Annotated in this window: 19 protein-coding genes; 13 read left to right on the top strand and 6 right to left on the bottom strand. The window is 72.8% G+C overall.

What is annotated here, in order from left to right:
- The first annotated feature begins 172 nt into the window (after positions 1-172).
- Both KME79_RS32515 and KME79_RS32510 read left to right on the top strand, forming a co-directional pair.
- Entirely contained in the window at positions 173-1,654 is a 1,482-nt protein-coding gene (locus KME79_RS32515; protein WP_219548617.1) for an acyl-CoA carboxylase subunit beta, read from the top strand.
- Between the two features lie 25 nt (positions 1,655-1,679).
- The gene (locus tag KME79_RS32510) at positions 1,680-1,889 is read left to right on the top strand and encodes a DUF5988 family protein (RefSeq protein WP_148030005.1); all 210 of its coding nucleotides are present in this window, start codon (positions 1,680-1,682) and stop codon (positions 1,887-1,889) included.
- 5 nt (positions 1,890-1,894) lie between these two features.
- On the opposite strand, the gene KME79_RS32505 is transcribed toward KME79_RS32510, so the two are convergent.
- Both KME79_RS32505 and KME79_RS32500 read right to left on the bottom strand, forming a co-directional pair.
- Positions 1,895-4,669, bottom strand: coding sequence for a helix-turn-helix transcriptional regulator (locus KME79_RS32505; protein ID WP_219548615.1), 2,775 nt, complete (start codon positions 4,667-4,669; stop codon positions 1,895-1,897).
- Between the two features lie 122 nt (positions 4,670-4,791).
- The gene (locus KME79_RS32500; protein WP_219548613.1) at positions 4,792-6,570 is read right to left on the bottom strand and encodes a 2-isopropylmalate synthase; all 1,779 of its coding nucleotides are present in this window, start codon (positions 6,568-6,570) and stop codon (positions 4,792-4,794) included.
- 357 nt (positions 6,571-6,927) lie between these two features.
- Here KME79_RS32500 and KME79_RS32495 point away from each other — a divergent pair, with 357 nt between their 5' ends.
- The 3 genes from KME79_RS32495 (at position 6,928) to KME79_RS32485 (ending at position 9,676) form a co-directional block, all read left to right on the top strand.
- Entirely contained in the window at positions 6,928-7,842 is a 915-nt protein-coding gene (locus tag KME79_RS32495; RefSeq protein WP_219548611.1) for a UbiA family prenyltransferase, read from the top strand.
- Positions 7,843-8,289: 447 nt separating this feature from the next.
- Positions 8,290-9,024 carry a sensor histidine kinase gene (locus KME79_RS32490; RefSeq protein WP_148030009.1) on the top strand — a complete coding sequence of 245 codons (735 nt, stop codon included), beginning with the start codon at positions 8,290-8,292 and terminating at the stop codon, positions 9,022-9,024.
- On the top strand, positions 9,014-9,676 hold the full coding sequence (locus tag KME79_RS32485) for a response regulator (RefSeq protein WP_148030010.1): 663 nt from the start codon (positions 9,014-9,016) through the stop codon (positions 9,674-9,676). Before KME79_RS32490 ends, KME79_RS32485 begins: the two co-directional genes overlap by 11 nt.
- Positions 9,677-9,691: 15 nt before the next feature.
- On the opposite strand, the gene KME79_RS32480 is transcribed toward KME79_RS32485, so the two are convergent.
- The gene (locus KME79_RS32480; protein ID WP_148030011.1) at positions 9,692-10,645 is read right to left on the bottom strand and encodes an aldo/keto reductase; all 954 of its coding nucleotides are present in this window, start codon (positions 10,643-10,645) and stop codon (positions 9,692-9,694) included.
- A gap of 312 nt (positions 10,646-10,957) precedes the next feature.
- Here KME79_RS32480 and KME79_RS32475 point away from each other — a divergent pair, with 312 nt between their 5' ends.
- Together KME79_RS32475 and KME79_RS32470 are read left to right on the top strand one after the other, a co-directional pair.
- Complete coding sequence (locus KME79_RS32475; RefSeq protein WP_148030012.1) at positions 10,958-11,662, top strand: 4'-phosphopantetheinyl transferase family protein; 705 nt, start codon at positions 10,958-10,960, stop codon at positions 11,660-11,662.
- The gene (locus tag KME79_RS32470; RefSeq protein WP_148030013.1) at positions 11,659-12,504 is read left to right on the top strand and encodes a TIGR03621 family F420-dependent LLM class oxidoreductase; all 846 of its coding nucleotides are present in this window, start codon (positions 11,659-11,661) and stop codon (positions 12,502-12,504) included. The genes KME79_RS32475 and KME79_RS32470 overlap by 4 nt, the downstream gene beginning before the upstream one ends.
- Here the strand turns inward: KME79_RS32470 and KME79_RS32465 are convergent.
- On the bottom strand, positions 12,485-13,867 hold the full coding sequence (locus KME79_RS32465; RefSeq protein ID WP_271279807.1) for an NDP-hexose 2,3-dehydratase family protein: 1,383 nt from the start codon (positions 13,865-13,867) through the stop codon (positions 12,485-12,487). The two genes, KME79_RS32470 and KME79_RS32465, sit on opposite strands and share 20 nt — an antisense overlap.
- A gap of 133 nt (positions 13,868-14,000) precedes the next feature.
- Between KME79_RS32465 and KME79_RS32460 the strand changes: the two genes are divergently transcribed.
- From KME79_RS32460 to KME79_RS32450, 3 genes are read left to right on the top strand one after another with little or no spacing between them, the layout of a single operon-like run.
- Complete coding sequence (locus tag KME79_RS32460) at positions 14,001-14,594, top strand: DUF1707 SHOCT-like domain-containing protein (RefSeq protein WP_148030015.1); 594 nt, start codon at positions 14,001-14,003, stop codon at positions 14,592-14,594.
- Positions 14,595-14,612: 18 nt separating this feature from the next.
- A complete protein-coding gene (locus KME79_RS32455; RefSeq protein WP_219548606.1) occupies positions 14,613-15,833 on the top strand; it encodes a class I SAM-dependent methyltransferase in 1,221 nt (406 codons plus the stop codon).
- A gap of 40 nt (positions 15,834-15,873) precedes the next feature.
- Positions 15,874-16,446: a dTDP-4-dehydrorhamnose 3,5-epimerase family protein gene (locus KME79_RS32450; RefSeq protein ID WP_219548604.1), complete on the top strand. Its 573-nt coding sequence runs from the start codon at positions 15,874-15,876 to the stop codon at positions 16,444-16,446.
- 4 nt (positions 16,447-16,450) lie between these two features.
- Here KME79_RS32450 and KME79_RS32445 read toward each other — a convergent pair whose 3' ends face one another.
- On the bottom strand, positions 16,451-17,551 hold the full coding sequence (locus KME79_RS32445) for a DegT/DnrJ/EryC1/StrS family aminotransferase (protein WP_219548602.1): 1,101 nt from the start codon (positions 17,549-17,551) through the stop codon (positions 16,451-16,453).
- Between the two features lie 185 nt (positions 17,552-17,736).
- Between KME79_RS32445 and KME79_RS32440 the strand changes: the two genes are divergently transcribed.
- Both KME79_RS32440 and KME79_RS32435 read left to right on the top strand, forming a co-directional pair.
- A complete protein-coding gene (locus KME79_RS32440) occupies positions 17,737-18,924 on the top strand; it encodes a macrolide family glycosyltransferase (RefSeq protein WP_308249131.1) in 1,188 nt (395 codons plus the stop codon).
- A complete protein-coding gene (locus KME79_RS32435) occupies positions 18,924-20,363 on the top strand; it encodes an AfsR/SARP family transcriptional regulator (RefSeq protein WP_148030020.1) in 1,440 nt (479 codons plus the stop codon). The genes KME79_RS32440 and KME79_RS32435 overlap by 1 nt, the downstream gene beginning before the upstream one ends.
- A gap of 109 nt (positions 20,364-20,472) precedes the next feature.
- Here the strand turns inward: KME79_RS32435 and KME79_RS32430 are convergent, their stop codons facing one another.
- Complete coding sequence (locus KME79_RS32430) at positions 20,473-22,038, bottom strand: FAD-dependent monooxygenase (RefSeq protein WP_308249133.1); 1,566 nt, start codon at positions 22,036-22,038, stop codon at positions 20,473-20,475.
- On the opposite strand from KME79_RS32430, the gene KME79_RS47180 reads away from it, so the two are divergent.
- Positions 21,985-22,131, top strand: a complete 147-nt coding sequence (locus KME79_RS47180) for a hypothetical protein (protein ID WP_261808894.1) — start codon at positions 21,985-21,987, stop codon at positions 22,129-22,131. The genes KME79_RS32430 and KME79_RS47180 overlap by 54 nt on opposite strands.
- Positions 22,132-22,182 lie beyond the last annotated feature (51 nt).

Below are 22,182 nucleotides of genomic sequence, written 5' to 3'. Positions count from 1 at the left end.
GAATCATCGAAACCCGCCCCCACACCCCGGTCAACGAGCGAAAACGGCGCGCACAAGTTGCCATCCGCGCAGGCGTGAATAGGGGTTGGCCGGCACCCCGGCCGTTGACACATTCGATGGGTGCCACGGGTCCACGGACCCGTGAGAGACCGTCGAGCACAGGGGATCAGGGATGACCGTCTTGCCCACGCTGCCGGACGAGCTGCCGGACGAGCTGCCGGTGAGCCGCGCGCCGGCCGAGCGCGGGGCGGAGCCCGCCGCCGACCCGCGCGCCCCTTCGGTCAGGCTGGCCCGGCTGCTGGACCCGGGCACGCCCGTCGCGCTGCACGCGGACGACGACAGCGGCGTGAGCGCGGTGCGGGGCCGGGTGGACGGGCGGCCCGTCATCGCCTTCTGCACCGACGCCAGGAAGATGGGCGGCGCGCTCGGCGCGGCCGGGGCCCGGCACATCGTGGCCGCCACCGACGCCGCCGTGGCGGAGGGCTGCCCGGTGATCGGCCTGTGGCACTCCGGAGGCGCCAGGCTCGCCGACGGCGTCGAGTCCATGGACGGCGTGGGCCGCATGTTCGCCGCGATGACCAGGGCCTCCGGCGTGGTGCCGCAGATCTCGGTCGTCCTCGGCCCGGCCGCGGGGGCCGCCGCCTACGGTCCTGCCCTGACCGACGTGATCGTCATGACCGGCTCCGGGCGCGTCTTCGTGACCGGCCCCGACATCGTGCGGAGCGTCACCGGCGAGAAGATCGACATGGCGGCGCTCGGCGGCCCCGACGCGCACGGCCCGAGGTCGGGCGTGGTGCACGTGCAGGCCGCCGACGAGGACGACGCCTGCTTCCGCGCCCGCCGCCTCGCCGGGCTGCTCCGCGCCGGGCAGGGCCGGTTCGAGCTGGCCCCGCTGCGCGAGCCGAGAGACCTGCGCGCGCTGCTGCCCGAGTCGCCGCGGCGCGCCTACGACGTGCGGCCGCTGGTGCGCGCCCTCGTGGACGGTGACGCGCGCGGGCCGGTCTTCGAGGAGCTGCAGCCCCGCTGGGCGGCCAACGTCCTGGTCGGCCTCGGCCGGCTCGGCGGCCGTCCGATCGGCGTCCTGGCCAACAACCCGATCCGCAAGGGCGGCTGCCTGGACTCGCTGTCGGCGGAGAAGAGCGCGCGGTTCGTCCGCATGTGCGACTCCCTGGGAGTTCCCCTGGTCGTGCTGGTCGACGTCCCCGGCTTCCTGCCCGGGGTGGACCAGGAATGGGGCGGCGTCGTCCGGCGGGGCGCCAAGCTCCTGCACGCCTTCGCCGAGTCCGTGGTGCCGCGCGTCACGCTGATCACCCGCAAGGCCTACGGCGGGGCCTACATCGCGATGAACTCCCGCTCGCTCGGCGCCACCGCGACCTTCGCCTGGCCGGACGCCGAGGTGGCGGTCATGGGCGCGGAGAGCGCCGTACGCGTCCTGCACCGCAAGACCCTGGCCGCCGCCCCCGACGACGAGCGCGAGGAACTGAGCGCCCGGCTGGCCGAGGAGCAGCGCCGGACCGCCGGCGGGGTGGCCCGCGCGATCGCGCTCGGCGTGGTCGACGAGGTGATCGCGCCGGAGACGACCCGGCTCAGGCTGGCCCAGGCGCTGGACCGGGCGCCCCGGGCGCGCGGACGCCACTCCAGCATCCCGCTGTGAACACCTCTCACCAAGAGGAGGCACCATGAAGGAGATCAGAGCCGTCCTGGTCGGCGGACCGGAGGCGGTTCCGGCCGAGCGGCGGGTGCAGCGCGTGAGCCCCGGCACCGAGGTGTTCAAGCTCCCGCACGGCGCCGGGTACGAGCACTTCAGGCGCGGCGGCGAGAGCGCCACCGTCGACGGCGAGCGCGCCGTCGTCTTCGAGTGGGTCATGCGCACGGCCGTCGCCGAGTGAGATCGCTACAGTGACCTGCCGGCCAGACCGGCCGGCAGGTCACGGCGGCGCGAGACGTTGAGCTTGCGGTAGATCCGCGTCAGGTGCTGCTCCACGGTGCTCACGGTGATGAAGAGCTTGCCGGAGATCTCCCGGTTGGAGTACCCGTCCGCGGCCAGCGCCGCCACGCGCTGCTCGGCCTCGCTGAGCGCCGCTTCCGGGCTCTGCCCGCCGGCGTGCCCGTTGAGCCGGCCGTTCACCTGACCGTTGACCTGTCCGTTCACCTGGCCGTTCCTGCGGGCGCGGGCCGGATCGCGGATCAGCGCGCCGGCGTGGCATTCCTGGGCCAGCGCGCCGGCCCGGCCGCTCAGCATCCCGGCCCTGCGGTGCTCGCCGATCGCGTGGTACGCCTCGGTGAGGTCGAACAGCGCCCTGGCGTGCTCGTACCGGTCTCCGCCCGCGCGCAGCAGGTCGGCGGCGCGGCGCAGGAGCATGACGCGGTGCCGCACCTCGCTCGCCGCGGCGAGCAGGCGCAACGCCATCCCGTGCACCCGCTTCGACCGCTTGCCACAGCCGGCGAGCTGGGTCTCGATGAGCCCGCGCGCCTCGTCCACCTCGCCGAGGCGGATCAGCGCCTCGGCCGCCTCCAGCCGCCACGGGACGAACTCCGGGACGTCCAGCCCCCACGCGCACGTCAGCTCACCGCACAGGCGCAGGTCGCGCAGCGCCTGCCTGGGCTGGCCCGACATCAGCGCGAAGCGGCCCTTGCCGTAGAGGTACTGGGCGGCGAACCGGGTCTCCAGCATGGCCTCAGGCACCGGCTGGGCGGCCTGGCGCAGGTAGTCCAGGTGGCGGCCCATGCCGGCCCCGGCCATCAGCAGGATGCCCAGCGGCGCGCCGACGGCGACCCCCCAGCTCTCCGGCGAGACGAGTTCCAGGGCCCGCTGGGCGTCGCGCGCCGCCGCGGCCAGGTCGCCCCGGCGCAGCGAGATCTCCGCCCGGATCGCCGACAGCCTCGCCTGACGGCTGGGCGCGTGCCGGTCGGCCGCCTCGGACACGAAGACGTCGCACCAGGGCGCGGCCCGATCGGCCCGGTCGCTGTAGATCAGGGTCAGCAGCGCGCACTCCACCGCGTCCATGGACATCTCGTCCAGGCGGGAGCCGCGCAGGATGCGCTCGGCCACGGTCACGAGCTCCTCCTGCGGGCCCTCGCGCAGCGTGGAGGCCAGCGCGTCGGCCGACACCAGCCGGCGGTCGGCGCCGAGCGAGCGGGCCGCGGCGCCCGCCTGCTCGGCGGGCGGCTCAGGCAGATGCGGCAGGAAGGCGGGCCAGCTGCTGCGCAGCCAGGCGCGGGTCGCGCCCAGCTCCGCCACCGCCTCGCGGTCCAGCTCCCCGCCGTCGCCCAGGCAGCCCAGGACGTCCTTGGCGTCGGCGACGTGGCCGTGCCACAGCAGCGCCCTGGCCAGCACGATGGCGTCGCCGCCGCCCAGATGGCCCTGGTGCAGCGCCTCGGTCAGCTCGGCCAGCTGGCCGGTCTGCGTCCCCGGGTCGATCCGCCACCTGGCCCGCACCAGCGTGGTGGTGATCCGCGCCCTGCGCCGCTCGTCGTCGCACGCCTGCCAGGCCAGCTTGAGGTACTCGATGGCCGACTCGACCCCGTCGTCGCGCAGCGCCTGCTTGGCGGCCTCCTCCAGCACCGACAGCGCCCACGGGTCTCCCGCGTGGGTGGCCCGCAGGAGGTGGCCGGCCACGACGGCGGCGGGCGCGCCCTCCTGGTAGGTCAGCTCCGCCGCCCGGCGGTGGAGGTCGATCAGCTCCGAGGTGTCCAGCCCGGCCAGCACGGCGGACGCGGCGGCCTCGTGCCGGAACCGGCCGCCGGCGAGCAGCCCGGCCCCGGCCAGCGCCTGGACCGCCCTGGCCGTGGCCGCCTCGCCCCGGCCGAGCAGCCGTCCGGCGGCGCCGGGCTCGCCCATCACGGCCAGCGCGCGGGCCACGGGGAGCAGGTCGGGATCGGCGCGCTGCAGGCAGGCCAGCACCGCGTCGGCGTACCTCTCGCCGGGCTCGCCGGTGGCCCGCAGGTCCTCCAGCGCCGCGTCCGCCAGCAGCCGGTTGCCGCCGCTCAGCTCGTGGCACCGGGCGGCGAAGCGGTCGGCCGCCTGCGCCCCCTCCCGCTGCCGCACCCGCTCGGCCACGCCCTCCTCCGCCAGGTGCGCCAGCCGCACCGGGCGGCAGTGCGGCTGGCGCTCCACCTCGGTGCGCAGGAGCGGGTGCGGGTGGGCGTGGTGGTCAGGGCCGCTGAGTACGAGCATGACCCGGGCGTACCTCACCCGGCGCGCGAGGTAGGACAGGCACAGCTGCGAGGCGCGATCGGCGTGCTGCACGTCGTCCACGACGATCGCCAGAGGGCGGCGCTCCGACAGTTTCAGCAGCACCGTGCAGAGGGCGTCCACGATCTGCGCGTCCACGTGCGCGAAGGACTCCGCGCCCGGCGCGCGTGACAGGTGCGCGCGGGCGCCCTCGCGCAGCAGGTCCAGCGTGGCCGCGCGGTGCTCGTCGGCCGGCGTGTTCCGCACGAGCTGCGAGAGCACGCCGAGTGGCAGGTCGCGCTCGGCGAGGGAGCCTGTCGCGGACAGCGGGAGCGCGCCGTGCCGGAGCGCCTGCTCGGCGAAGTCGTGCAGCAGCTCGCTCTTGCCGGTGGCGACGGCGCCCGTCACCATCGCGATCCGGCCCCTGCCGGCCTTCGCCTCCTCCAGCAGCTCCATCAGGAGAGCCGCGTCCTGCCGCCGATCGTCCGGTGCCATGATCCTCCTCTTGCGCGGGTTCAGTAGGGCAGCTTGCGTCCGGAGGGCGTCCGCAGGTCGAGCGCGTCCTGGCCGGATCGCCTGGGCCTGGGGCGTCTGGTCCTGATCCGTGACATGACGGGCTACTCTCCGGCGGCCATCAGGTGGGGGCGGTCGGCGGCCGGGCGCGCGCGGTCCTGCGCCTGGGCCGGCCGGTCGGCCCTGCGGGCCAGCCTGCGGCCCGCCGCCCGCACGGCCGACAGCGCCGCGGCCGTCACGTCCGCGCCGATGCCGGCACCCCACGCCACGCCCGTGCCCGCGCCGGTGCCCGTGCCGCACTCGGCGTAGACCACGACGTCATCGGGGGAGTGGCCGGCGAGCGCCGGCTGCTCCGGGGTCAGGTCCGCGTCCAGTGGCGGTGCGGTGCGGTGCACGGCGCGGAGCCGGACGCCCCACGGGGCGAGCGCGGCGCCGAGCGTGCGGACCGCGTCGGCGCGCGGCCCGCTCATCTCCATGCGGCCGTCGATGTGCAGCGTGGCCACGAGCGGTGTCCTGCCGATCGCCAGCGGTGCGGCGGGGTCGCCCCGGTACAGGTACTCCTCGCGGAACACCGCCCCGATCCCGCTCGGCGACAGCTCGCCCTCCAGCGTCTCGGCCCGCTCCTGGACCCGGGCGGCCAGCTCGGCCTGGAGCCCGCGCGGCAGGTTGAGCCCGTGCCAGGCGCTCATCACGTACGCGACGCCGCCCTTGCCCGACTGGCTGTTGACCCGTACCACCGCCTCGTAGGTGCGGCCCACGTCCTTGGGGTCCACCGGCAGGTACGGCATGCGCCACGGCAGGCGGGACGGGTCCGCGCCGGTGGCCGCGGCCTGGCGCTCCCGCTCGTCGAAGCCCTTCTTGATGGCGTCCTGGTGGGACCCGGAGAAGGCGGTGTAGACCAGGTCGCCGCCGTAGGGGTGCCGGGGGTGCACCGGCAGTTGGTTGCACAGCTCGACGGTGCGGCGCACGGCGTTGATGTCGGAGAAGTCGATGCCGGGGTCGATGCCGTGGGAGAACAGGTTCATGCCCAGGGTGACCAGGCAGACGTTGCCGGCGCGCTCGCCGTTGCCGAACAGGCAGCCCTCGATCCGCTCGGCGCCGGCCAGCAGCGCCAGCTCCGCGGAGGCCACGCCGGTGCCGCGGTCGTTGTGGGGGTGGACGGACAGGCACACGTGCTCGCGGTGCGGCAGGTTCCGGTCCAGCCACTCGATCTGGTCGGCGAACACGTTGGGCAGCGAGCGCTCGACGGTGGTCGGGAAGTTCAGGATGATGCCCCGGCCCGCCTCCGGCTGCCAGACGTCCATGACGGCCGAGCAGACTTCGAGGGAGAAGTCGGGCTCGGTCTCGTTGAACAGCTCGGGAGAGTACTGGTAGCCCAGGTCGCAGTCGCCCAGCACGCGCTCGGCGTGGTCCATCATCACCTGCGTGCCGCGGACCGCGAGCTGCCTGCAGCCGGCGCGGTCGAGGTCGAAGACCAGCCGGCGGAACAGCGGGGACGTGGCGTTGTAGATGTGGACCATGGCCCGGTCCGCGCCCTTGAGCGAGTCCAGGGTGGCCCTGATCAGCTCCTCGCGCGCCTGGGTCAGCACGGTGATCCGCACGTCGTCGGGGATCAGGTCGCGCTCGATGAGCAGCCGTACGAAGTCGTGGTCGTCGCGGCTGGCGACGGGGAAGCCGACCTCGATCTCCTTGTAGCCCATGGAGACCAGGAGGTCGAACATCATGAGCTTGCGCTCGGGGGTCATCGGGCGCGCCAGGGACTGGTTGCCGTCACGCAGGTCGGTCGAGAGCCAGCGCGGGGCCGAGCGCAGGCGCCTGCTGGGCCAGGTCCGGTCGGGGAGGTCGAGGGGGGTGAAACCGGTATAGCGTTCGGCGCCCTGCATGGTCTGATTTCCTTCCTGATGACGTCCTGTTCTGGGATATGCGGCGGATGGGAACCGGCCGTGGCGGAGGCGGATTCCGGCAGCGTGCCGGGGTTCTCGAATATCGCGGGATTCATCACGGAAATCGTCCCCGGAGCCTTCTCCGGAGGGCGACTTTGCGCGCCGGTCTCGAAAGTCGACGGATCTCTGGGTACGAGGGCGAAACTATAGGGGTCGCCAAGGCGGGACAAGCGGGTGCACCATGAGTTCGGGACCGGTATCCAAGGAGGCAATCTGGGGTATCGAAAGGCGTAGACCCACTACAACTTCCGTGCGCCCCTCTTATCAGGCGGGTCACCCCTGGTCACAATCCCGAATATGTCAGCCAATTGGACACTGTTGGCCCCTTTCCCCGCCCGCGTCATCACGCTGTGCCTCGCCGAATCCCGCCCGTCCGTGCTGGCCGTCTCGTCGCTCCGCTACCTGACCGGGGTCGCCCTGGCCCTGCCGATCACCTCGCTCGCCGATCCCCTCATGGTCTTCCAGGGAGGCGTCGCCTGGGTGGCCTCGATCTTCGCGATCTACCTCTACAACGGCGTCACCGACATCGCCGAGGACCGGATCAACGGCTCCGGCCGGCCGATCGCCAGGGGCGAGCTGCGCCCCCGCACCGCCGCGGCCGTGGCGGCGGTGGCCGCCGTGCTGTCGCTCGTCGCCACGGTGGGCCTGCCCGGCCCGATGACCTGGATCATCGCGGTCAACCTCGCACTCGGCTATCTCTACTCGGGGCCGCCCGCTCCGCTGAAGGCCAGTTCGAGCGGCACGGTGATCGTGCTCATGCTGTCGGGGCTGCTCTCCTACCTCGCCGGGTTCACCGTCGCGACGGCCGGGACCGGCGAGGTCGCGCCGACCGGGCTGATCGTGTTCGCCGCCGCCGCGGTCTGCTGGATGGTGCTGGTCGGCGTGCCGGCGAAGGACCTGTCCGACATCCCGGGTGACGCGGCGGCGGGCCGGCGCACGCTCGGCGTCCTGATCGGCGAGAGCGCCGCGCGCCGGATGATGATCGTGGCGGCGCCCGGACTGCTCGCCGCCTTCTGCGTGGCGGTCGTCGTGTGGGACGTGCCGCTGGTCGGCGTGCTGGCGGTGATGGCGGCCGGCGTCGTGGCCGTGGTCGTCGCGGGGACGCGCGCCGTCGGCCGGGAGCAGGGCCGCGCCGCGCGGCGCAGGCCTTACGAGACGTTTATGGCGACGCAACAGCTCGTTCATGTTACGGCTGTCCTGTCGAACATATGACGATAAATGTTGCGCACATCACTCGGATGATCGATAGTGGAAGGCGTGCTTGTACTCGGCCCACGGGCGGAGGGGACGTCAGTGGAGGGGGAATACAAGGCGGCCGATGATCCGGCGAGATGCGTGGAGGCCTGTCGGGACGAAATCCTGGCCGAATTCGAGTCGGCCTTGCTGACCGCCGGAAACGCGGCCTTCACTGCCTCTCAGGCCCGGCATCAGGCCCTATTGACCGCGCAGTACATCCTGGAGGACGTGGCCGCTACGCTACGCGCCGGAAAGGTTCAGGTAAGTAACCTCTACAAACATCACGCGCGGGAAGTCGGGAACGCGCGCGCGGCGGGAGGGGTTCATCCCGCCGCTTCTCTTGAGGCTGGCTCACTTTTCTTCGGCACCGCGGTCGCTCATCTCGCCCGGCGAATAGCCGCCGACTTCGATTCGCCCGCCGAGGTGCTGGCGCTGGCGGTCACCGGCATGGAGGAGAGCCTGTCGCGGCGGGTCCGCGAGGCCTCGGAGAGCTACCACGGCTTCCTGCTCAACCAGGTGCACCAGGCCCAGGAGGACGAGCGCCGGCGCATAGCGCGCGAGCTGCACGACCGGATCGGGCACGGCATCAGCGTCGCCCACCAGCAGCTGGCCCTGTCGGAGGTCTACCACGCCACCGACCCGGCGCGGGCCCTGGCCAAGATCGCGATCGTGCAGCAGGCCGTACAGGAGATCATGGAGAACCTGCGGCAGATCACCTCCGAGCTGCACCCCGCCGCCTCCGTGGGAAGCCTGGAGAAGTCGCTGCTGGCCTTCCTGGAGACCGTCGACGAAGACCGGATCTGCATCGGGCTCGACGTCAACGGCGACGAGTCGTGGGCCGAGCCGAGGTGCATCGACGAGGCGTTCCTCATCATCCGCGAGGCCGCGCGCAACGCGCTCACCCACGCCGAGGCGGCGGCCCTGTTCATCCGGGTGGACATCGCCCCCCACGCGCTGATCGCCTCGGTGCAGGACGACGGGCGGGGCTTCGACCCGGCGAGCGCCCGCGAGCACGGCGGTGTGGGACTGGCCTCGATGCGGGAGCGGGCCACGCTGCTCGGCGGCCGGGTCGCGATCTCCAGCGAGCCGCGCGGCGGATGCCTGGTCGAGCTTTTCATCCCGCTCAAGAGGCAGAGCGACGGCCCCGATGGTGGCTGACGACCTCATCATCACCATCGCCCTGGTGGACGACCACGCCCTGTTCAGGGAAGGGCTGCGGGAGATCCTGGAGTCCGTCGGCGACATGCGGATCGTCGGCGAGGCGGGCGACTCCATGTCCGCGGTGACCATGATCGCCGACACCTGCCCGGACATCGTGCTGCTGGACGTGGAGATCCCCGGAGACGAGGTCACCGAGACCGTGTCGCGGATCCGTACCCTGTCGCCGGACACCAGGATCATCATCCTGAGCATGTACGACGGACCCCAGCTGCTCAGCCGGCTGCTGGGCGCGGGCATCCGCGGCTACCTGCTCAAGAGCGTGCACCGGCACGAGCTGATCGCGGCGGTGCGCAGCGTGCACGAGGAGCCCACGAGGATCGTGCTCGCCGTCTCGCGCAACAGCGTCGCGCAGGTGGAGGCGACGGCCGCGCCCACGCTGACGGACAAGGAGCTGGAGGTGCTCCAGCTCGCGGCGCACGCGCTGAGCAACAGCCAGATCGCCCGCAAGCTCGGCCTGGCCGAGGCGACGGTGAAGCGCCACATGCGCAACATCTTCGTCAAGCTCAACGCGGTCTCGCGGATCGACGCGGTCAACAAGGCACTCGCCGCCTCCCTCATCGCGCCGCGCACCCGGGGCGACCTCGACTGAGGCGCCCGGCCCGCGTCAGAGCAGGGGAGCGGGCGACCGGCCGCCGGTGTCGGGGGGGAAGCCCTGGGGAGACAACCCCGTCAGCCACTCGCGGGACTCGGGAGGCAGCTCGACCGCCGAGGCGGCGATGTTCATCTCCAGGTGCACCTGGTCGCGCGTGCTGGGGACCGGCACGATGTGCTCCTCGCGCGACAGCAGCCAGGCCAGCGCCAGCCGGCCCGAGCCCAGGTCGAGCCGCGCCGCCACGGCTTCGAGCCGCTGCAGCGGCCCGGCGTGCGACCGGAGCCGCTCGGGCCGGAACCTGGGGTCGGCGCGCCGCCAGTCGCCCGGGTCCAGGCGGTCGTCGGACCTGATGCGGCCGGTGAGGAAGCCGCGGCCGAGCGGGCGGGCGGCCACGACGGACACGCCCAGCTCGCGCGCCGTGGCGAGCAGGGCGGAGTCGACGCAGGTGCCCCAGAGGGAGTACTCGATGGCGAGCGCCGTGACCGGATGCACGGCGTGCGCCCGCCGGAGCTGGTCGGGAGTGCCGTTGGACAGCCCGATGTAGCGGATCTTGCCGGCCCGCACCAGGGCGGCCAGGCGGGTCATGCTGTGCTCGATCGGGACGCGGGAGTCCTGGCAGTAGAGGTAGTAGATCCCGACGTGGTCGGCGCCGAGGCGCTTGAGCGAGGACTCGCAGGCCTGTTCGAGATAGTCGGGCCTGCCGTCGAACTCCACCGGCTCCTCCGGCCCGCGCACGCGGGCCCCGCCGCGGGTGGCCACCACGACGTCGTCGGACCGCCCGGCGACGGCCCGGCCGATCAGGCGCTCCACCTCGCCGGCGGCGTAGAAGTCGGCCGTGTCGAGGAGGGTCACACCGGCGTCGAGCGCCCGGCGGACCACCCGTTCGGCCTCGGCGGGGTCGACGCTGCCGTAGGCGCCGCTCAGAGCCAGCGAGCCGAGCCCGATGTTCGAGATGAGAGGCCCCATCCGGCCTAGCCTCGTGTAACGCACCGAATTCCCTTCATGCGTCCATTATCGGGAACAGTTCCCGGTGAATCGCCGGTATTTTACGACCACTCGGGTAGAGCAGGTGCCGTGATTTGCCCGAGATGTGTTATGCCACAGACTCCCCCTGCGGCAGTAGGGGTTTCAAGGCCGGGCCCGGCAGAGACCCCCCTATCAGCCCCCTAATTCCGGTGACAGAGGCGGAGGTCCTTCTTTCGGGGCCGCAGGAAATCGTGGTATTTCGTTACTGTGCGCGGGTTTCCCGCGGCGACGGGTGCGAGGAGGGAGATGCGGGTGATCGAAGCGATTCTGCCCGCGACGATCCACTCCTACGACGCCTTCGGCGACCCGCCCGACGCCGTGCTCCTGCCCGCCGAGGAAGAACTCGTCCGCCAGGTTGCCGACAAACGGCGCCAGGAGTTCACCACGGCCCGCCACTGCGTGCGCAAGGCCATGGAACGACTGAACCTGCCGCCGGTGCCCGTCCTCACCGGCACCTACGGCGAGCCCCGCTGGCCGGCCGGCCTCATCGGCAGCATCACCCACTGCGACGGCTACCGTGCCGCGGCCGTCGGCGCCGTCGGCGGGACCGTCGGCATCGACGCCGAGCCCGACGCCCCGCTGCCGTCCGGCGTGGAGGAGGCGGTGACCCTGCCCAGGGAGCGCGAGATGCTGCGCCGCCTGGCCGCCGAGCACCCGGGCCTCAACTGGGACCGCCTGCTGTTCAGCACCAAGGAGTCGGTCTACAAGGCGTGGTTCCCGCTGGCCAGGCGCTGGCTGGACTTCCAGGACGCGGCGATCGTGCTGGACCCGGAGCGCGGCACGTTCCACGCGCGCCTCATGGTGCCGGGGCCGCGCTGGCAGGGCCGGCCGCTGACCGGGTTCCACGGCCGGTGGACGGCCGGGCGCGGTCTCCTCCTCACCGCCATCGCCATGATCGAGCCCCGGGCCGCCGCCGTGCCCCGGCAGGCCCGCCGCTCCGAAGGAGCCGCCCGATGACCCCTCTGCGGTTCGGCGTCGTCCTGATCACCGAGGACTGCTCGGGGGCCGGATGGGCGGCCAAGTGCCGGCGCGCGGAGGCGCTGGGCTACGACGTCATCGCGGTGCCCGACCACCTGAACCTGCTCTCGCCCTTCCCCAGCGCGACGCTGGCCGCCGAGGCCACCGAACGGGCGGTCATCGGGACGTACGTGCTCAACGCCGCGTTCCACCACCCCGTCCTGCTGGCCAGGGACGTCACCACCACCGACCGGCTCATCGGCGGACGGCTGGAGCTGGGGGTCGGCACCGGCTACGTCAGGTCCGAGTTCGCGGCCCTGGGCCTGCCCGACGACCCCGCCTCGCGCGTCCGCCGCCTGGAAGAGCTGGTCGGCACGCTCGACACGCTGCTGCGGCACAAGGGGCCGCCGCTGATGATCGGCGGCCACGGCGACCGGGTGCTGCGGCTGGCCGCCCGCAGGGCCGAGATCGTCAGCTTCACCGGCGCCCCCTACCGGGCGGAGTACGGCAGGACGGCGCTGGTCGACGCGGAGACGCTGCTGCGGCGGGTCGAGTTCGTCCTGGCCGAGGCGGGGGCGCGCGCTCCGCGGATCGAGCTGAACGTGCTGTCCAAGGCCACGGTGCTGACCCGCGACCGGCGGGCCGGCGCGGAGACCGTCCGCCGCTACGCCCCGGACCTGCCGCCCGAGCGGCTGCTGGAGCTGCCGACGCTGTTCGTGGGGACGCCCGCGCAGATCGCGGAGCAGGTGCGCGAGCACCGGGAGAGGTTCCGCCTGTCCTACTTCACCGTGATGGAGCCGGCCATGGAGGACTTCGGCAAGGTCATCGAGCTGCTGCGGTGAGCCGCTCGTCGCGCGTCAGGCCGTGCAGGCAGGCGACGAGGGTGCGGGCCTCCACGTTGAGGTAGTAGCTGTGCCGCAGCAGCTCGTCCAGCTGGTGCAGGGCCAGCCAGCGGAAGTCCGGGTGGCCGGGCAGCGGGTCCTCGTCGGTCTCCACCACGAGGTAGCGGTTGCGGGCCCGGTAGAAGCGGCCGCCCTCCTCCGACAGCACCGTGTCGAAGCGCACGCTGTCCGGCCGGGCCGCCAGCACCTCCGTCAGCAGCGGCGGCCGGGCGCGCGGCGGCAGGTGGTCGTAGTTGCCGGGGGTGCACTGCACGGTCGGGGCCAGCTCCACCACATCGGTGTAGCCGGGGTCGGCGCGCGCGTGCGCGAGAGCGTGCAGCACCCCGCCGATCCGCATGACCAGGAACGCGACGACCCCGGTGCCGACGGGCGCGATCATCGGCTGGTCCCAGCCGCCGACCTCGCGCCCATGCGCCCGCACGCGCACCCCGATGACCTCGAAGAACCTGCCGGTGTCGTGCGCGATGCGGCCGCCGGCCCGCCGCCACCCGCGCAGCCGCCCGAGCGCCAGCGGCCTGGCCTGGATGTCGGTCGTGGAACGCAGGCCGCTCAGCCAGCTCAGGATCTCGCCCATGCCGTGCGCGGCCCGCCGCCCCGGCACGCGGGAGCGCGCCACGAGCGCGCCGAAGCCCTCGTCCCCGTCCCGCGCGCCGCCCTGGGGCGGCAGACAGGCCAGGACCGTACGGGCGTCCATGTTCACCAGGTCGGGCACGGCCAGCAGCTCGTGCACGTGCCGCAGCGGCATCCAGCGGAAGCCCTCGGCCGCCGGCACGTGCGCGGCGACCTCGACCACCATGTTGCGGTTGCGCTTGCGGTAGAACCACGCGCCCTGTTCGGACTGGCGCACGTCCACGAGCACCCGGCCGCGCGGCTCGCGGAAGAAGCCGAGGTACGGCACCCGCCGCCCCTCGTGCACCCGCGTGTAGTTGCTCCTGGTGGCCTGCACGGTGGGCGAGAGCTGCGGCCCGCCGACGTTCCCCGGCTCGTTCTTGGCCTGCATCAGCAGGTACGGCACCCCGTCCACGCGCTTGAGCAGGATGCCGAGTATGCCCGCCTCGGGCTGGTTGATGATCGGCTGCGTCCAGGAGGTCACCGGCCCCGCGGGATGCCGGACGTCGAGGCCCTCCACGGTGAAGAACCGCCCGCTCCGGTGGCGGATGTCGCCCGTCTCCGGGTCCTCCCGCCAGCCGGTCAGCTCGTCCAGGGGCACCCGCGTCGCCTGCATGAAGGTGTGACCGGCGATCTCCGCCAGCCAGCCGCGAACGTCGATGATGGCAGCCTCCTCACCCCTGGCCCCCGTCACGGCCGAACCTGTCACGGCGCGGCGACGCCGCTCAACCCCTACCGGCCCGGCCTCGGTCCCCTGTCGGGCCGGCCTCGGGGAAATAGGGGTTATGCGCCGGTGAGACCCTTCATAGCCTTCTAGGGTGGACGCCATGACCGAGCAGCCGGACATGCGAGCAAGCGACCAGGATCGTGAGAGAGTGGCCGAGATGCTCCGCGTCGCGGTCGGCGAGGGACGCATCACCCTCGAAGAGCTCAACGAGCGGGTCGACCGCGCCTACACCGCCATCACCCGTGGACAGCTGGAAGCGCTGGTGGCGGACCTGCCGCAGATCGGCCTGCCGGTCCCGGTCAGTCCCACGATGCCGCTGTCCGTCCCCACCACCGGCGGGCTGGAGTTGCACACCCGCAGCGGCAAGGTCGTGCGCCACGGACGCTGGTCGGTGCCCCCGTACATCAGCGCCAAGGCGGGCCGCTTCGGCACCGTGAAGATCGACTTCACCATGGCCGACTGCCCGCACCGGGAGATCGTGCTCGACGTGGAGATCACCTCCTGGTTCGGCGACGTGGTCGTCATCCTGCCGCGCGGCTGGCTGGTCCGTGAGGAAGGAGTCGTACGGCGCTGGATGGGCGCGGTCTTCAACCGCCCGCCCGTGCCGCTCGCGCACGACGGTGTCCTGATCCGGCTCACCGGTTACGTGCAGACCGGGGACGTGTGGGTGCGCTACCGCCATCCCGAGGGCTGAACGATCATGGAGGAGCGCATGGAGTGCCGCGTCTGTTCAGGAAAGCTGCACCGGTTCGCCGACTTCGGGAGGCAGCCGCTCTCCGACCACTTCGTCCTCCCCGGTGACCCGGCGCCCGAGTTCTTCTTCCACCTGGCCGTGGGGGTCTGTGAGGACTGCTCGATGGCCCAGCTCCTCGAAGAGGTGCCGAGGGAGCGGATGTTCCACGAGAGCTATCCGTACCTCTCCTCGGGGTCGGCGGTGATGCGCGAGCACTTCGAGGGCGTGGCGAAGCGGCTGCTCGCCACCGAGCTGGCCGGTCCTGACCCGTTCGTGGTCGAGCTGGGCTGCAACGACGGGACCATGCTCAAGACCGTCGCCGACGCCGGGGTCCGGCATCTCGGCGTCGAGCCGTCCGGCGGGGTGGCCGACCTGGCGGCGGCCCGGGGCGTGCGCGTGCGCAAGGACTTCTTCGAGGCCGGCGTCGCCGCTGCCGTCCGCGCCGAGGACGGGCCCGCCGACGTGATCTACGCGGCCAACACGCTCTGCCACATCCCTTACGTGGACTCCATCCTGAGCGGGGCCGGCGCGCTGCTGCGCCCCGGGGGCGTGCTGGTCTTCGAGGACCCCTACCTCGGCGACATCGTGACGCGCCGCTCCTTCGACCAGATCTATGACGAGCACTTCTACTTCTTCTGCGCCGCCTCCGTCCGAGCCATGGCCCGCCGCCACGGGTTCGAGCTGGTGGACGTGGAACGGCTGCCGGTGCACGGCGGCGAGGTCCGGTACACGCTGGCCAGGCGCGGCGCGCGGACCCCTGCCCCGGCGGTGGCCGCCCTGCTGGCGGAGGAGGAGGCCCGGGGGCTGACCGAACCGGCGACGCTGCGCGACTTCGCGGCCCGGGTCGCCGCCAACCGCGACGACCTGGTGGCGCTGCTGACGGGCCTGCGCGAACAGGGCGCCCGCGTCTACGGGTACGGCGCGACCGCCAAGAGCGCCACCGTGCTCAACTACTGCGGCATCGGCCCGGACCTGGTGGCGTTCGTCTGCGACACGACGCCCGCGAAGCAGGGCAGGCTCACGCCCGGCTCCCACATCCCGGTGCGCGGGCCCGAGGCGTTCGCCGACCCGTACCCCGACTACGCGCTGCTGCTCGCCTGGAACCACGCGGAGGAGATCATGGCGAAGGAGACCGCCTTCCGGGAGGCGGGCGGCCGCTGGATCCTGTACGTCCCCGAGGTCCACCTCGTGGGGGCCTGACCGTGGGCCCCGGCCGTGCGCGGCGGGCCGGAGGGCGCCCGTGAGGCACCGTGAGCTCGCCGTGACCGGCGCGTACGCGTTCGATCCGGACGTCTTCCGCGACGAGCGGGGCGACTTCGCCTCGCCTTACCAGGAGAGGGCGTTCGTGGCCGCGGTCGGGCGGCCGCTGTTCCCCGTCGCGCAGGCCAGCAGGAACGTCTCCCGGCGCGGCGTGGTGCGCGGCATCCACTACACGCTCACGCCGCCCGGCACCGCCAAGTACGTCTACTGCGCGGGAGGGCGGGTCCTCGACCTGGTGGTGGACCTGCGGGTGGGGTCGCCGACGTTCGCCCGGTGGGACGAGGTGGAACTGACCGCCGGCAACGGCCGCGCCGTCTACTTCCCGCCCGGCGTCGGCCACGCCTTCGTCGCGCTGGAGGACGACACCGTGGTGAGCTACCTGCTCTCGGCGGAGTACCGCGCGGAGAACGAGCTGACGCTCTCGGTGTTCGACGAGGAGATCGGGCTGCGGCTGCCCGCCGGCCCGCCGCCGATCCTCTCGGAACGCGACAGGACCGCGCGCACCCTGGGCGAGGCCGCGGCGGCCGGCCTGCTGCCGGAGTACACCTCCTGAGCTGTCACAGGACGTCGCGGAGCGCGGAGATGACCTTCTCCTGGAGGCCGGGCGGCAGCGACGGGTACATCGGCAGCGAGAAGATCTCCCCGGCCAGCGCCTCGGTGACCGGGAGGCTGCCCGGCGCGTGACCCAGGTGCGCGAAGCCCTTCATGGTGTGCACCGGCCACGGGTAGCTGATGTTGAGGTGGATGTCGTACCCGCGCAGCGCCTCGATGATCTCGTCGCGCCGCGGATGGCGCACCACGTACAGGTAGTAGGCGTGCTCGTTGCCCTCGGCGGTCTCGGGCAGCACCAGGCCGGTGCCGGCCAGGCCGTCGGCGTAGCGGGCGGCCACCGCCCTCCGGCCGGCGACGTAGCGGTCGAGCCGGGTCAGCTTGCGGCGCAGGATCTCCGCCTGCACCTCGTCCAGGCGGGCGTTGTGGCCCGGCGTCTCGACGACGTAGTAGGTCTCCTCCATGCCGTAGTAGCGCAGCCGCCGCAGCGCGCGGTCGACCTCGCCGTCGGAGGTGATCGTCGCGCCGCCGTCGCCGTAGGCGCCCAGCACCTTGGTCGGGTAGAAGGAGAACGCCGCCGCGTGGCCGATCGACCCCGCCGGCCTGCCGTGGTGGCGGGCGCCGTGGGCCTGCGCGCAGTCTTCGAGTATCACCAGGTCGTGGCGGGCCGCCAGCCGCTCCAGCGGCGCCATGTCGACGCACTGGCCGTACAGGTGGACGGGCAGCAGGCACCGCGTCCGCGGCGTGAGGGCCGCCTCCACCTGGGCGACGTCCATCAGGTACGTCCGAGGGTCGACGTCGACGAAGACCGGGACCGCCCCTACCGCGTCGACGGCGACCACGGTCGGCGCGGCGGTGTTGGCCACGGTGACGACCTCGTCGCCCCTGCCCACGCCCAGCGCCTGCAGGGCCAGCTTGATGGCGTTGGTGCCGTTGTCGACGCTCACGCAGTGGCGCACCCCGTGGTAGGCGGCGAACTCCGCCTCGAAGGAGCGCACGCTCTCGCCCAGAACGAGCTGACCGGAGCGGAACACGGTCTCGACGGCGTCGATGATGTCCGCTCGCTCGGATTCGTATTCCGGTAGATAGTCCCAGACCCGCGTGGGCATCGTCGTCCTCCTCGCAATTGCGGCCAGGGTAAACAGCGCCGCAGGCCGCGCGGAACCCCTAGGAATGGGGGTGGATTCAGGGGGAGGCGAAGCGCGGTGAGGGGGAGTTTAGGGGTGCTGCCTTCCGGCGGCCGATCATTAGCTTGAGTGAGCGACCGATACGCTGAACCAGCGGGAGAGTTGACATGACACGGCACTTTCTTTTCATGTGTCAGCCCGATCACGGTCATGTGATTCCCCACCTTGCCGTGGTCGCCGAATTGGTCCGCCGGGGAAACCGGGTCACTTATATGACCGCGCGCTCGATGGCGCCTCAGATCGAGAGCGCGGGCGCCACGGTGCTCTGCTACGACTCGGCCTACCAGTCGGTGGATCTGCGCAAGCTGGAGGACGACCCGCTGGGCCTGCTCTCCCTTTTCCTGGACGAGAGCGCGGCGATGCTGCGGGCGGCCGAGCGGCTGCGCGACCGGCCCGACCTGATCGTCTACGACATCTCGATCCTGCACGCCGGCCGCGTCCTGGCCAGGAAGTGGAAGCTCCCGGCCACGCAGCTGATCCCGGTGTTCGCGTCCAACGCCCACTTCTCGTACCTCTCGTCCATCTACGGCGGGCAGGAAGCGGAGCGGGAGCTGCCCGGCTGGGTCGACGACATGCTCGGCAGGACGCGGGACCTGGCGCTCGCGCACGGCGTCGAGGCCGACCCGGCCGAGCTGTGGTGGGAGGTCCAGGACTCCAACCTGGTCACCCTGCCGCGCTCGTTCCAGTTCGCCGGCGAGACCTTCGACGAGCGGTTCGCCTTCGTCGGACCGTGCCTGGGAGAGCGGGCCTTCCTGTCCGGATGGGAGCCGCCGGGCGACGGGCTGCCGGTCGCGCTGCTGTCCTTCGGCACCGTCGCCAGCGGGCGGCCCGACCTGGTGCGCACCTGCGTGCGCGCCTTCGCCGAGCTGCCCTGGCACGGCGTGGTGACGCTGGGCGACGGCATGGACCCGGCCGAGCTGGGCCCGCTGCCGCCCACGATCGAGGTGCGCCGGTGGGTGTCCCACCTGCGCGTGCTCGAACACGCCTCGGTGGCGGTCACCCACGGCGGCATGGGCACGGCCATGGAGGCCCTCTACTGGGGCTGCCCGATGGTCGTGGTGCCGGCCACGGCCGTCGACCGGCCGGCCGCGCGGCGGATCGGCGAGCTGGGGCTCGGCCGGGTCGTCGAGCCGGCCGAGCTGACCCCGGAGAGCCTGGTCGACGCGGTCCTCGCGGTGGCGGCTGACCCGGAGTCGCGCCGCAACGCCGAGGCGATGCGCCGCGACATCAGGGCCGCCGGCGGCACCTCACGGGCCGCCGACGTGCTCCGGCGCCGCGCGGCCGGGGCCGCCTGATGGGCGCGCCGCTGTCCGGGCCCGCGCCGGGGCCCGCCTTCGAGTTCCGCGTGCTGGGGCCGCTCCGGGTGTTCAAGGACGGCGACGAGCTGCCGATGAGCGCCAACAGGGAGCTGGCCATCCTCGCCTGCCTGCTCCTCAACGCCAACCGGGTGATCAGCGTGGACCGGCTGGTCGAGGCGGTGTGGGCCGGCTCCGCGCCGCGCAGCGCCTGGCGGCAGGTCGCGATCTGCGTGTCACGGCTGCGCCGCAGGCTCGGCGCGGGCGTGATCGAGACCTCCAGCCCCGGCTATCTCCTGCGGGCGCCCGACGACAGCATCGACTGGCTCAGGTTCACCGCCATGGTGGCGCGGGCGCGCGAGCAGGCCGCCCGCGACCAGCAGGGCGCCGTCACGCTGCTGCGCGAGGCGCTGGCGCTGTGGAGCGGCAGCCCGTTCGAGGACCTCAGAGGGCTGCGGTACGACGTCGCGCGGATGGCCGAGTGGCGGCTGGAGGCGCTGGAGACGTGCCTGGAGCTGGAGATCGAGCTGGGCAGGCACCATCAGGTGATCCCCGAGCTGCTCGCCCTGGTCGCCGAGTCGCCGTTCCGCGAGCGGGTGCGCGCCCAGCTGATGCTGGCCCAGTACCGCGCCGGGCGCCGGGCCGAGGCGCTGCGCACGTACCAGGAGACGCGGCGCTTCCTGCTGGAGCAGATCGGCCTGGAGCCGGGGCCCGCGCTGCGGCGGCTGCACGAGCAGATCCTGCGCGACGAGACCGCGCTGATGCGCCCGCCCGCGCAGCGGCCCGCCCCGGTCGTGCCCAGCCAGCTGCCGCCGCAGGTGCTGCCGTTCGTGGGCAGGGACGGGGAGCTGGCCGGGCTCGACGCCGCCCTGCGGCCCGGCCGGGAGGCGCCCGGCGCTCTTGTGGTCACCGGTCCGCCGGGGGTCGGCAAGACCACGCTGGTGCTGCGGTGGGCGCACGCCAGGATCGACTGGTTCCCCGACGGCCAGCTCTTCGCCGACCTCGCGGGCATCGAGGGCCACGCCGTGCTGGACCGGTTCCTGCGGGCGCTCGGCGAGCGTGACCTTCCCGCCGACCACGCCGAGAAGGTGGCCCTGTACCGCAGCCGGACCGCCCGCCGAAGGATGCTGGTGGTGCTGGACAACGCCGGCGACGGCGACGAGGTGGCGTCCCTGTTACCGGGCGGCGCGGGCTGCCGGGTCGTGGTGACCAGCGCCGACCCGCTGGACGACCTGGTCGCCAGGCAGGGCGCGCACCGCGTGTTCCTCGCGCCGCTGGGGGAGGAGGCGGCGCGTGAGCTGGCGGACATGCTCGTGGGCGCGGCGGGCACGGCGCTCGGCCCCGAGGCGGTGACCGACCTCGTCGCCACCTCCTGCGGCAACCCGCTCTCCCTCCGCCTCGGCGCCGCCCGCCTCCGCACCCGCGTCGCCCGTGTCTGACCCGCGCGGCCGCTCCCTGCGTCCGCGTCGCCCGCGTGCACCGCGCCCATGCTCTGCGCGCCCGCGTTCGGGGTGCCTTTGACCTGCGCGCTCGCGGTCGGGGCGGGTGTCAGTTCCGGGCGAGGACGGCCGAGAGCGCTGTGGACAGCTCTTGCGCCGCGTCGTGCGGAGGGGACGTGGTTCGCCAGGCGACATGGCCGTCCGGGCGGATGAGGACCGCGCCGGCCTCGCCGACGCCGTACTCCTCCGTCCAGGTCCCCGAGCTGTACGGGGCGGTGGGGGAGATTCGGACCGTGGCCAGGTCGGCGCCGGTCTGGGCGGAGGCGCGCGCCCACGCGGGGTCCGCCGTCATCAGGGTGAAGCGGGGGCCGAGCAGGTCCAGGGTCGAGACCTGCCCGCCGGGGCCGGTCAGCCACACGTGGGGGGCGCGGTGGCCGGGCCGGGCCGAGGGGACGTAGGTGCGGTAGGGGTCGGCGGGCGCGGGGGCGGGAGTGCCGTCCGGGACCACGGCCGCGGACTCGTACGCGAAGCCGAGCACCAGCCCTTCGCAGCTGCGCCGGCCCGCCTGCTGGTCGACGGCCTCCCGCATGGACAGCCGCCCCTCCATCATGTTGAAGGTGATCAGGGCGTTGTTCAGGCTCTCGTCCACGGTCCACACGGCGACCGGACGCCGTTCGGCCGTGTAGGTGTCCAGCAGCGCCGGGCCCGCCGCGCCGCGCAGCACGGCGGCCAGCTTCCAGGCCAGGTTGTGGGCGTCCTGGATACCGCAGTTCATGCCGAACCCGCCCTGGGGCGTCGCCACGTGCGCGGCGTCCCCGGCCAGGAAGACCCGGCCGGACTGGAAGCCGTCGGCGACCTTGGCCTGCTGCAGCCAGGGCATCACGCCGAGGATGGTGACCGGCAGGCCGGGCACGCCGACGGCGGCGCGCACGGCGGCCAGGCACGCCTCCTCGGTGAAGTCGGCCGGGCTGCCGCCCTCCTCGGGCTCGTACCCGGTCTGCACCATCCACCGCCGCCCGCTGTCGACCGCCTCCACGGCGCACGGGGGGTCGCGCAGGAAGGACAGCGCGGCCCGCCGGTCGCGGGGCAGGAAGCCCAGGTCGGCCTCGAACATGATGCTGATCATGTGGCCGAGTACCGGCGGCCCCTCGGCCTTGATGCCGAGCGAGTCGCGCACCCCGCTGCGGCTGCCGTCGGCGGCGACCACGTACCGGCAGCGCACCAGGGTCTCCTCGCCGCCGCCCGAGACGACCGCCTCGACGCCGCCCGCGACCTCGCGCATCGAGGTCATGGTGGTGCCGAACCTTACCTCCGTCGCCGGCCCCGACTCGGCGGTGCGGCGCAGGATGACCTCCAGCAGGTCCTGGGAGCAGAGGAAGGTGTAGGTGGGGCTGTGCGGGGCGTCGCGCCGCAACGCCGCCGCCGACCGTACGAAGTCGTCCGCGGTCAGCGAGCTGCCGACGCCCACGGCGAGGAACTCCTCGCGCGGCATTCCCACGGCTTCTACCTCGTCCTGAATTCCCCACGAACGGAAAATCTCCATCGTGCGGGTGGTGATGAGCCGGGCCTTGGGGAAATGCGACGTCCCCTCGTGTTTTTCGACCAGCAAGGTGGATATTCCGTGGCGGGAAAGCTCGATGGCCGCGGACAATCCGACGGGCCCGCCCCCGACCACCAATACATCGGCCTCGCGCTGATCCATGGCGTCAGCATCGAATATGTCGATTACCTCAGTCAATGCGGGGATATCCGCATGATACAGGCGTGATATCCCCAGTTAGTAGCTTACATGGGGTAGATCCAGACAAGTCATTCTGCG

The sequence above is a fragment of the Nonomuraea harbinensis genome, assembly GCF_019396385.1.
Taxonomy (GTDB): Bacteria; Actinomycetota; Actinomycetes; order Streptosporangiales; family Streptosporangiaceae; genus Nonomuraea; species Nonomuraea ferruginea.
Note: the sequence above shows the minus strand (reverse complement) of the source record. Positions and strands in the feature narration are given on the sequence as shown.

Bases quoted from the DNA above. Each gene is read 5' to 3' on its own strand.
- KME79_RS32515 (WP_219548617.1), top strand. From the start codon at position 173: ATGACCGTCTTGCCCACGCTGCCGGACGAGCTGCCGGACGAGCTGCCG.
- KME79_RS32510 (WP_148030005.1), top strand. From the start codon at position 1,680: ATGAAGGAGATCAGAGCCGTCCTGGTCGGCGGACCGGAGGCGGTTCCG.
- KME79_RS32505 (WP_219548615.1), bottom strand. From the start codon at position 4,669: ATGGCACCGGACGATCGGCGGCAGGACGCGGCTCTCCTGATGGAGCTG.
- KME79_RS32500 (WP_219548613.1), bottom strand. From the start codon at position 6,570: ATGCAGGGCGCCGAACGCTATACCGGTTTCACCCCCCTCGACCTCCCC.
- KME79_RS32495 (WP_219548611.1), top strand. From the start codon at position 6,928: ATGTCAGCCAATTGGACACTGTTGGCCCCTTTCCCCGCCCGCGTCATC.
- KME79_RS32485 (WP_148030010.1), top strand. From the start codon at position 9,014: ATGGTGGCTGACGACCTCATCATCACCATCGCCCTGGTGGACGACCAC.
- KME79_RS32480 (WP_148030011.1), bottom strand. From the start codon at position 10,645: ATGGGGCCTCTCATCTCGAACATCGGGCTCGGCTCGCTGGCTCTGAGC.
- KME79_RS32470 (WP_148030013.1), top strand. From the start codon at position 11,659: ATGACCCCTCTGCGGTTCGGCGTCGTCCTGATCACCGAGGACTGCTCG.
- KME79_RS32460 (WP_148030015.1), top strand. From the start codon at position 14,001: ATGACCGAGCAGCCGGACATGCGAGCAAGCGACCAGGATCGTGAGAGA.
- KME79_RS32455 (WP_219548606.1), top strand. From the start codon at position 14,613: ATGGAGTGCCGCGTCTGTTCAGGAAAGCTGCACCGGTTCGCCGACTTC.
- KME79_RS32445 (WP_219548602.1), bottom strand. From the start codon at position 17,551: ATGCCCACGCGGGTCTGGGACTATCTACCGGAATACGAATCCGAGCGA.
- KME79_RS32440 (WP_308249131.1), top strand. From the start codon at position 17,737: ATGACACGGCACTTTCTTTTCATGTGTCAGCCCGATCACGGTCATGTG.
- KME79_RS32435 (WP_148030020.1), top strand. From the start codon at position 18,924: ATGGGCGCGCCGCTGTCCGGGCCCGCGCCGGGGCCCGCCTTCGAGTTC.